This is a genomic window from Litorivivens lipolytica, from assembly GCF_014191715.1.
GTDB lineage: Bacteria > Pseudomonadota > Gammaproteobacteria > Pseudomonadales > Spongiibacteraceae > Litorivivens > Litorivivens lipolytica.
This window is the reverse complement of sequence record NZ_JACHWY010000004.1, coordinates 75,724-84,270: the sequence shown is the minus strand read 5'-3', so window position 1 is coordinate 84,270 and position 8,547 is coordinate 75,724. Positions and strand designations below refer to the sequence as shown.

The 8,547-nt window shown below is 51.0% G+C and carries 13 protein-coding genes; 10 read left to right on the top strand and 3 right to left on the bottom strand.

Translation table 11 applies throughout. From position 1 onward, the window contains the following. Positions 1–206: 206 nt before the first annotated feature. Entirely contained in the window at positions 207–1,154 is a 948-nt protein-coding gene (locus tag FHR99_RS16055) for an endonuclease (RefSeq protein WP_183411766.1), read from the bottom strand. Positions 1,155–1,399: 245 nt separating this feature from the next. On the opposite strand from FHR99_RS16055, the gene FHR99_RS16050 reads away from it, so the two are divergent. From FHR99_RS16050 to FHR99_RS16025, 6 genes are all read left to right on the top strand, one after another. Further along, entirely contained in the window at positions 1,400–1,582 is a 183-nt protein-coding gene (locus FHR99_RS16050; RefSeq protein ID WP_183411765.1) for a hypothetical protein, read from the top strand. Beyond that, positions 1,582–1,884, top strand: a complete 303-nt coding sequence (locus FHR99_RS16045) for a DUF6804 family protein (protein WP_183411764.1) — start codon at positions 1,582–1,584, stop codon at positions 1,882–1,884. Before FHR99_RS16050 ends, FHR99_RS16045 begins: the two co-directional genes overlap by 1 nt. Positions 1,885–1,894: 10 nt before the next feature. Next, a complete protein-coding gene (locus FHR99_RS16040; protein ID WP_183411763.1) occupies positions 1,895–2,101 on the top strand; it encodes a transcription-repair coupling factor family protein in 207 nt (68 codons plus the stop codon). 61 nt (positions 2,102–2,162) lie between these two features. Then, complete coding sequence (locus FHR99_RS16035; RefSeq protein WP_183411762.1) at positions 2,163–2,651, top strand: HD domain-containing protein; 489 nt, start codon at positions 2,163–2,165, stop codon at positions 2,649–2,651. Between the two features lie 232 nt (positions 2,652–2,883). Further along, on the top strand, positions 2,884–3,633 hold the full coding sequence (locus tag FHR99_RS16030; protein ID WP_183411761.1) for a hypothetical protein: 750 nt from the start codon (positions 2,884–2,886) through the stop codon (positions 3,631–3,633). A 763-nt stretch (positions 3,634–4,396) separates the two neighbouring features. Further along, positions 4,397–4,780, top strand: a complete 384-nt coding sequence (locus tag FHR99_RS16025; protein WP_183411760.1) for a hypothetical protein — start codon at positions 4,397–4,399, stop codon at positions 4,778–4,780. A 133-nt stretch (positions 4,781–4,913) separates the two neighbouring features. On the opposite strand, the gene FHR99_RS16020 is transcribed toward FHR99_RS16025, so the two are convergent. Both FHR99_RS16020 and FHR99_RS16015 read right to left on the bottom strand, forming a co-directional pair. Next, positions 4,914–5,174, bottom strand: a complete 261-nt coding sequence (locus FHR99_RS16020; protein WP_183411759.1) for a hypothetical protein — start codon at positions 5,172–5,174, stop codon at positions 4,914–4,916. 14 nt (positions 5,175–5,188) lie between these two features. Further along, positions 5,189–5,968, bottom strand: coding sequence for a hypothetical protein (locus FHR99_RS16015; protein WP_183411758.1), 780 nt, complete (start codon positions 5,966–5,968; stop codon positions 5,189–5,191). 409 nt (positions 5,969–6,377) lie between these two features. Between FHR99_RS16015 and FHR99_RS16010 the strand changes: the two genes are divergently transcribed. The 4 genes from FHR99_RS16010 (at position 6,378) to FHR99_RS15995 (ending at position 8,369) form a co-directional block, all read left to right on the top strand. Then, positions 6,378–6,863: an outer membrane beta-barrel protein gene (locus FHR99_RS16010; protein ID WP_183411757.1), complete on the top strand. Its 486-nt coding sequence runs from the start codon at positions 6,378–6,380 to the stop codon at positions 6,861–6,863. 75 nt (positions 6,864–6,938) lie between these two features. Then, entirely contained in the window at positions 6,939–7,202 is a 264-nt protein-coding gene (locus FHR99_RS16005; protein ID WP_183411756.1) for a hypothetical protein, read from the top strand. Between the two features lie 139 nt (positions 7,203–7,341). Then, on the top strand, positions 7,342–7,800 hold the full coding sequence (locus tag FHR99_RS16000; RefSeq protein ID WP_183411755.1) for a helix-turn-helix domain-containing protein: 459 nt from the start codon (positions 7,342–7,344) through the stop codon (positions 7,798–7,800). Beyond that, positions 7,797–8,369, top strand: a complete 573-nt coding sequence (locus FHR99_RS15995) for a PIN domain-containing protein (RefSeq protein ID WP_183411754.1) — start codon at positions 7,797–7,799, stop codon at positions 8,367–8,369. The genes FHR99_RS16000 and FHR99_RS15995 overlap by 4 nt, the downstream gene beginning before the upstream one ends. Positions 8,370–8,547 lie beyond the last annotated feature (178 nt).

Genomic DNA, 8,547 nt, shown 5'->3' with positions numbered 1-8,547 from the left:
CCTGCTCAAATAATCGGCAGGGAGGGTTTATACGTGGGTCAATATTCGATGCAAATCTAGGGGATTAGTGGGTCAGTTTTGGATGCAATTCAACAGTTTCACATTTATAAACAGCTGCCTGCGCGTTATCGATACACATCGCGATGACTAACGAGCTGATAACTCTCATGATTCCCTTCCTATACTTATTGTCTATTTTGCGTTCTTCATCGGCAATTGCCAGCTTTTCTAAATCCTGCAGAAATTGCGTCTGCCTCAGATGAAAAAGTTACACGGTTTTTATGGCTCACGCGATCGTAGCTGGGGCATCCTTCGGGCAAGTGATAGACTTTACTATTGCGGTTGCCCCTCACCGATCCTTCTTTTCCGTAGTCATGGCCGGCGTTGCTCACGTTTGCGACGGTGAAGTTACCCAATCCGTCGCCAGAAGGCTTGTAGCCAATCGACCATCTTCGCTCTCCAGTGACAAAGGGGTTCGAGTGTCCCATTCGACGCGCCACTCGGCGATCACGTTCTCGCTCCCACGCAGTAACTGGATACATCCGGTCCCATGCCATGAAAAGGCGCTGATCTTTCTTTGAGAGGCGGAGGTTGTATCGATCTGCCATATAGAAATAGATGCGGGCAACTTGTCCTTTCACTTCGTCGCGAGGCTCGAACTTTCGGCCTTTGAAGTCAGTTTCGGCGTCACAGGCGCCATACTGAGGTGCGGCGTCGGGTATCTCGGCCATGCTGTAGTTGGAGCGATCACCGTTTACTTCGCCGACGGCGGGGACCAAGTTGTGCAGGTCGGCTTCCATTATCTCGAATACAGGGTCATTAGCAGTGCAGTTTTTCCGTCCGCCGGACTGCCAGCATTGGCGCTGATGGCCCATAACCCACGCCGGTACGACATGCTCCCACTCAGTTCTCGCAGCCCGGGTAGCCTGGGCACGCACTTTGTAGCCGCATGAGTCCAGCTCGGTACGTCCGCCGGACCGGCCTACCCAGCGCCAGTTGCAGCCGCAGTAGAAGTCGCCGTCGTCGTTGCGGTCAGAGTATACGTAGGTACGTGCCTCATACTTCGAATCGCTGAACGATGTGGGTTGGGCGAGTGAGGTGATTGCGGTGAATGACAGGACAATGCCACAAAGTACACGTAGAACAGTTTGCATGCGCAAGGCGGGCCTCGTTAGTTATAGAAGGGTGTTGCTTGTTATTTTACTGGGTAGCGAAGACATGCAAGGCGCCTCCCTAAAATTACAAAAAATAAGAAGCCGTTAACTACACGTGGTCAACACATTTCCCAGCATGGGAATCCGTTATTGGGTCAATAAAAACGCAGTTTCATGGTAGCATTTAAACGCATGAGAAAAGCGCGAAAAACACGCATTAATAGTATCCAAAGCGCGAGGTTTTGATGTCAAAAAGTAACAGCCAAACAAAGCGGATGATGCTGCTCGGATCTGCATTCGGTCTGGGTGCGTTCATCACCATGTTTGTATTCGATATCTCGATCCCAGTGGCGTTCGGCTTTGCCATCTTCGGCTATATCGTGTCAGGCATTTTTCTGATGATGCGCACCGGTGAGGCCCGCATCTGATGCCATTGCCAGTCATCTTTATTGCTGCGGGATTATTGCTGCTCGGATTCATGCCTCTACCTTACGGGTACTACACGTTCCTGCGAATAGTCGCGACGATTGTCTTTGTTTGGGGGGCTTTCGTCTTACACGAGCAAAAGGAACCGGTACTGCCTTGGGTATTTGGGCTGGTTGCGATCTTGTTCAATCCGTTTATCCCGGTGCACCTTCCCAAGGACATCTGGGCAGGTATTGATTTGGTGGCAGGATGTCTTCTGATTGCGACCCACACCAAGCTCGCCAAGAAAGAAGTTAAAGAGTAGGTACTGATAGATGACAGCGGAAGCAGGGAGATTGGGCAGCATCGACGAGCTATTATCGGAGATAGCTAACTGCGATACGTTGCGAGAGCTCAACGAGATTGTGAGCGAGATGGAAGATCGGTACCGCGCTGGCGAGCTCGATATTACGGAGGAGCAATGGCCACGTATATCGGCCTTTGTGCGAACCCGCAAAGATATGGTCGTTAAATTCAGGTGACCAGTAGGGCCCCGGGCGGCCGCTAAGAAACTTACGCGATGGGTACTACGGATAGATATTCATGATTGATAAAGCGCGTTCATTTGCGGTTGCTGCTCATGGCAACCAGCTATACGGGGACCTTCCTTACCACACCCACCTCGATGCGGTGGTAGGCCTACTTGAACCCTACGGTGAGCAGGCGCAGGTCATTGGTTACCTGCACGACGTTGTGGAAGACACTGGGGTCACTATCACACAGGTTGAGAGGCTTTACGGCAAGCTCGTTGCCGACGCTGTTGAAATACTTTCGGACGAGGAAGGGGAGAACCGCGCTCTACGAAAAATAAAGACGTATCAAAAGATGGCGCGGGTTAAGGAGGAACTCCAAATAGCCTTGGTAGTAAAGGTGGCAGATCGTTTGGCGAATGTTCAGGCTTGCCACGAAATGCACCGGTTGGACAAATTGGCGATGTACCAGAAAGAGCACGAAGTCTTCCGTCAGTCGCTCTATCGTCCAGGGCTGTGTGAGCCGCTATGGGAGGAGCTTGAACAGGCCATACAAAGCTGAAGCAGGGACCGAGGGTGGAACGAGTTGGCCAGCAGCTATCGGATGCTGGTGCAGTGGGCGTCTCTTGTATATGTGGTTGCATCATTGGCAGAGGAGCAGCTGGCATTAGGGTCGCAGGGTAAAGAGCAGATGGTCTTTGAGTGAGACGCATGCTAAATAAACTGGCGTAATTATGCCTAACCGCTACGTGATTCTTTAAAAAAACATTGAGCCACGGAAAAGTAAGGTATCTATGAGTTACATAATTGCATTTGTGGGCTTTGATGGCTCAAGCGACGAGTATCCAGTGGAGTGTTTCCGAACTGATATTAGGCCCGGAGATAGTGTCATAATTCGCAGAGCGGATGGAAAGCTTAGGTACGCATCGGTTCGTAGCATTGAGTATTTGAACTGGGACTGCAAAGCTAGGATTGAGTGCCTGCTTGAGGAAGCTAGCCAGAATGCAGTTGGTCAATATATTGTTCCTGATGGCGCGCCTACTACCTATGGCTTATCAAGCCCAGAAGCCTTTAGTAAAGAATTGAGAGCGCACGGATGGGTCCCTATGAAGACAAAGCGTCGACAATATCGAGCCGTATTCGGCAAAGCCAATCAGTCCAGAGTCGCTTACATCTTTATAAGGAAAAATGGCATAGACATCGAAATGATCCGTAGCAACGATATCGAAGAACTAAAACCTTATAGCTTTCACCAACGATCCTCAGATATTGAAAAGGCAGTTGCGCATTATCTAGCTCACACCACGTTCAACCTTTTCGAGGGTTTACTACGTTTTTCCGAAAGTTTTATCAATAACGAAAGTGACCTTGATCGCTATTTCGAAGCACAGGGGTCGAAAGACAAGAGAAACGAGATGCTAAGAAGACAAGGTCAGGTAAGAGATGCCGAGCGTAGGCGACTAAAGGCAGAGCGAGATTACTATGACCCTGATGATCATGGTGACTACCCTGAAGATATGTACCTGGGGTATCACATTGATTGATACAGTACCGGTGCTATTTCCTTATAAGCTGTCGAAATCTTAAGAAAGACGAGCACTTGTTCGGTCATTAGCTTCTTGGGCACACGCCCACTAGGGATGCATATATCGTTGTATGCATCCCTTGATGCCAGCGAGCTGGGTTCTCGGCGAGAAATTTGTCGACGATAGCTTTGATCTGGGTGGCTACCATGTCGTCGATACAAGTCCGAAACCAATTCATGTCGGCTTTGTCCGCTGAAAGCGTGGGGGCCAGCTTCAGTCCGTCTACAACACCTGCGACGTATCCCATCTGCTCGGCGCTCGTCAGCGACTGATAGCGATTCCCACTGGTGAAAGCAGGATCTATATATACATCGGCATGGCCGATTGTTGGCAGACATAAAACTAGTATCAGAAAGAAAGTTCTCACCACAATATCCTCCTTTAGCCAACCGATAGACTAGGTCACTGACTATATTGAATTAGAAATGCGATCGAAGCGCAAACGCTTGCCCGGTATTTTTATACCGCACTGCTGTTACGTAGATTTTCGGTGAGATTGACATCTTTAAGCGCAGTAAAAAGACGTGAGCGTTAGGGTTCGCCTGTGTTGCAAATATTCTAGCGTGGAGATAATTAACTGAGAACTACGTTGTTGGAGATTTGCGCATTACTCCGTTTGACATAGGGTGCGCGACCTGAATAATTGTCGCCTCGCAAACGCTGTCGATACAGCGCGAATCATCGACTAATAACACTGCCAATGAAGAAAAAGGAAAATTGCATGAAACGACTGGTGACCACTGTTGCCGCCTTTATTCTCGCCGGACCGACTTCTGCCTATGACCTGACGCTTGCAGAGACCCTGGCGCTTGCAGAGACCCTGGCGCAGAACCACACCAACAAGCAGGCCCATGAAATTGGCTTGGAGTTTGGGGTTGGCCATTACCACGGCCCCTACGATAATGAGCAACCAGTTCTGCCATGCTCGATCGTAAGCCATCCGGATTGCATCAGTTATACCGGTTACCAGGTTGGCAGCAACATTTTTGAGCGCGTGAGTGAGAATAGCTCCCAGATGGTCGAAAACTACGTCTACTACCATGCACCTCTGACGCATAAAGATGATCTGACTATTCAAACGCCTTATCCGGGTGATGGTGGCTGAAAGCTTAATGCCGATGTTGCCCGGCTTGTCCGGGCTTTTCGTTTTGAGCCGTCGTTACCGTATTGAATTGCAGATTTATGGGATGCAAAGTAGGACTCGCAAGATAATGTGTAACCCAATTGTGTGATCCCCTTCAGCCTTCATCATTTGCACCACCATGATAAAGAACGCGACCTAGATTGCGATCGATCACAATAATCTCACTGTCGCGAATAAAATAGGGATCACGCGGTTTCAAGTACGCAATCCAGCAGTTTTCTAACGCTATGCCGTATAGAACCGGGTTCCGGCCGGTGATTTCATCGGGATGCAATACCTTGGTGACAAACGTGCCGGGGCGGAGCTCGTTAGCGTGCTGCGTGGCCAGATCAAAAGCCTGTTCCCGAGAGATCATGAGACACCGTGCTGTTAAGGCGCTGGCACGTCAACGACTGAGATGTAGTCGAAGAACTTGTGCAGTTCATTAAAATTGATGGCATGGCCTTCAACAGCGGCCCAATCGATCTCATCTCGATAATCGGCGTCATCGGTCACTACCAGGGTTTGCGCTTGACGATCGATTCGAAACAAGGCGTGAGGGATTCCGACTAAGACCGTGGTATCGCCTATGCCCAGCGAGATGCTAGCGCTCAAGCTGTCAGTGACCCGATAGCGGTGTTCATACTGATTGGTGCTGGAATTACGGTGGGCCACGGCTGAGTAGGTTCGATTCTCAAAAAGTGACACCATGGCAGGGTAACCATCAATCGTAAACTGCTGGGCTGGTGGTTCAAAAGCATGGTAGGTGTTGAGAGAATGGGCCTTTACACTCCCGGTGCAGAAAAAATCAGCGCCTTGGCATGTTCCCACAGGGAATTTGAGGATGTGGCGGCTGTTGTCTTTAAAATCAATGAACGGATGTCCGACGATGACAAATTCGGCACCATTAATTGTGATTACATCACCGATGTTGGTAGCTATTGCGTTGCGGGTATAGGGGTGGTGTGTTTGTTGCGTTGAGCCACTGCCGGTACTGCTTGCCGCAGACTCCAAGCTCCCAATTCGCCGATCCAGCGCCTGAAAGTTTTCGTTCACATGATTTGCATCAGCTACCTCGCCGTTGCGAAAGGTGTGCGGTAATCCTGCTGTAGCGACGTTGCAAAGCAAAGCAGCGCCTACCCCTAGACTAACTAGTTTGATGAGCTCCATTCAGCGGATCCTCCTCAGGTTGTTTGTCCCCATGTGAGCGGAGTGTCAGAAACGGTTGGTGCTCCGCCGGTGTTATTGGTTGGTGTTGATGTCTCTCCGTTACCGCCACCGCTACTACCACCGCCACCCCCACCGCAGGCAGACATCGTTAAGGCGAGCACGATTGGGAAAATACGATGCAGCATAGATTTCCTCTTACTGTTTTATTTGTGTCTTACAGGTTGCCAGACGTAGTCGTAGCGTCAATAGGGCGAGAGTGAAAAGAGGGATAGGGGTGGTGTAAAGGGTAGATATCGACTGTTAATCTCTGGTTGCCTGTTTTTGTGCTGCACAACTATTCGCACCAATGATAGGCTCTCTGCGCGTGTTTGAAGCACGCGTTTTTTTATCAGTAGAGAAAGGATTTCAAATGAAGAAACTCGCTATTGCGTTGCTGGCCCTCAGTGCGACTGCAGGATCGTTTGCTGCAGACAAAACGGGTGGTTTTGTCGGTATTAAGACCGGCAACATGGATATCGATTCATCCATTTTCGATGCAGACGCTCCGCTGGGTATCGTTTTCGGTTACCAAGGTCAGAGTGGTGCGGGCGTTGAGGTTGAGTACAACCGAGCGGATGTTGACTTTGTGATTAACGGACGTGCCTACACCGCGGATTTCAAAACGTTGGCGCTCTACGGTACTTACCGCTCTGAAGGCGACGCGTATTTCAAAGGCAAGCTGGGTATCTTGCGTGAAGACCTCGAAAACGATTTTGTCTCTATGGACGACAGTGGTCTTAGTGGCGGTATTGGTCTGGGCTTTCGTCTGGGCGAAGCTGCCTCGCTCGAACTGGAGTACACGGTGATTGAGGAAGATGTGAACTACTATAGCGCCGGCCTTAACATTCACTTCTAGGCCATGCCGGGCGCTTAAGGCGCCCATTCTTTTCCCGGCCCTGAATGACTTCTCGCAGAGACGGAGAAAACAACGATGAAAAACGATTCAGCGTTACGTGACTCTATAACCGCGATTTGCGTCAGCGCACTAGTCGTCCTTTTTCTGGCCATTCCTCCCTTTGCTGCGGCCATAGCGGCGGTGGTGGCCGTTCAAGACGGCAACATGACAATGGCCGTGGGTCTATTGTTTCCCGTGGTCGTAGGTGGCGGTTTTGCCGTATGGATGATTCCGGCCTTCATTAAAGACCAGCGCCAGGCGGCGAAGATCAGGGCGATGCGGCGAGAAGAGCTCCCTTAGCCCAGGCGCAAGGATGTATGGATGGCGGGCCAGCTTGAAAGCCTTGCTGCCACTAGGCTTTCGGATATTTCGAATATTGACGCTTTCGAATATTTCGAATAATATGGGCTCATCGGAATACAGCCAGCATGAGTTTGCCATGAATAGACTTGACGCCAAATTACCAACACCGGAAGAAGTTGCGCTATCTAAGGCATCGAGCCGCGAGCTGTCTGCATTTTTGGCGACGGGGGCGTCGGTTCAGAAGGTGGCTATTACCGACCCGAAAGGCAAAGACCATGTCGTGTCCTTACCGGTATCGGCCCTGCGTTTATTGGTAGACATTCTGACGGAGCTGGGTGATGGCAATACGGTGCAGCTGGTGCCGGTGCACGCTGAGTTGACGACTCAGGAGGCTGCGGATTTGCTGAACATGTCGCGTCCGACGCTGGTTAAGTTGCTCGATGAGGGCGCGATCCCGTATACGCAGGTGGGTAATCGACGCAAAGTGCGCTATGCGGATGTGCGTACCTATCAGGCGGCGCTGCGTGCTAAGCGACTGGAGGCTCTGGAGAGCCTATCCCAGATCGATCAGGAGTTGGGCCTGGGCTACAAATGAGCTCCAACTACACCGTCGTATTTGATGCCAATGTGCTGTATCCGGCGGAGCTGCGTTCGTTTTTGATGTACGTGGCTGTGTCGGAAGAATTTAGGGCTCGCTGGAGTGCGGATATCCACGAGGAGTGGATTCGCAACGTGCTTCTGGAGCGCCCGGATTTAAGCCGTGAGCAACTGGAGGGCGTCCGAGATCGGATGGACAGCCATGTACCGGGCTGTGTGGTGTCGGGATATGAGTCGCTGATTCCCTCGATCGAATTGCCAGACCCGGATGACCGTCACGTTGTGGCTTGCGCGATCAAAACACGGGCGGAAGCGATCGTGACGTTCAATCTAAAAGACTTTCCCAAGGAGGTGTTGGGGCCGCTGGATATCGTGGCGATTCACCCCGACCAGTTTGTTAGTGAACTGGCGACGATTAATGCGGCGGCCGTGATCGAGGGGGCGCAGTTGCATCGGCGCAGTTTGCGTAATCCGCCGTTCACCGTGCAGGCGTATTTGGACCTTTTGCAAAAGCAAAGGCTACCTGAGACGGTCGCTTTTTTGCGGCGTTATGAGGCGATTTTATAGCGCTGGATCCCGCTTTAACTTATACCACCCCCAGCTAGAGCCTCCGGCACCCTCCATCTAGCCCGTGCCACCCATCTAAGTTATACCACCCCCAGCTGTACCCCCACACCCCTCCCTCCATCGAGCACCGTGCCACCCTGATAGACCTTGTTTTTCCTTCCTTTTCCTTTCCTTTCCT

Coding starts and splice junctions, on each gene's coding strand:
- FHR99_RS16055 (WP_183411766.1), bottom strand. CDS start 1,154: ATGCAAACTGTTCTACGTGTACTTTGTGGCATTGTCCTGTCATTCACC.
- FHR99_RS16050 (WP_183411765.1), top strand. CDS start 1,400: ATGTCAAAAAGTAACAGCCAAACAAAGCGGATGATGCTGCTCGGATCT.
- FHR99_RS16045 (WP_183411764.1), top strand. CDS start 1,582: ATGCCATTGCCAGTCATCTTTATTGCTGCGGGATTATTGCTGCTCGGA.
- FHR99_RS16040 (WP_183411763.1), top strand. CDS start 1,895: ATGACAGCGGAAGCAGGGAGATTGGGCAGCATCGACGAGCTATTATCG.
- FHR99_RS16035 (WP_183411762.1), top strand. CDS start 2,163: ATGATTGATAAAGCGCGTTCATTTGCGGTTGCTGCTCATGGCAACCAG.
- FHR99_RS16030 (WP_183411761.1), top strand. CDS start 2,884: ATGAGTTACATAATTGCATTTGTGGGCTTTGATGGCTCAAGCGACGAG.
- FHR99_RS16025 (WP_183411760.1), top strand. CDS start 4,397: ATGAAACGACTGGTGACCACTGTTGCCGCCTTTATTCTCGCCGGACCG.
- FHR99_RS16020 (WP_183411759.1), bottom strand. CDS start 5,174: ATGATCTCTCGGGAACAGGCTTTTGATCTGGCCACGCAGCACGCTAAC.
- FHR99_RS16015 (WP_183411758.1), bottom strand. CDS start 5,968: ATGGAGCTCATCAAACTAGTTAGTCTAGGGGTAGGCGCTGCTTTGCTT.
- FHR99_RS16010 (WP_183411757.1), top strand. CDS start 6,378: ATGAAGAAACTCGCTATTGCGTTGCTGGCCCTCAGTGCGACTGCAGGA.
- FHR99_RS16005 (WP_183411756.1), top strand. CDS start 6,939: ATGAAAAACGATTCAGCGTTACGTGACTCTATAACCGCGATTTGCGTC.
- FHR99_RS16000 (WP_183411755.1), top strand. CDS start 7,342: ATGAATAGACTTGACGCCAAATTACCAACACCGGAAGAAGTTGCGCTA.
- FHR99_RS15995 (WP_183411754.1), top strand. CDS start 7,797: ATGAGCTCCAACTACACCGTCGTATTTGATGCCAATGTGCTGTATCCG.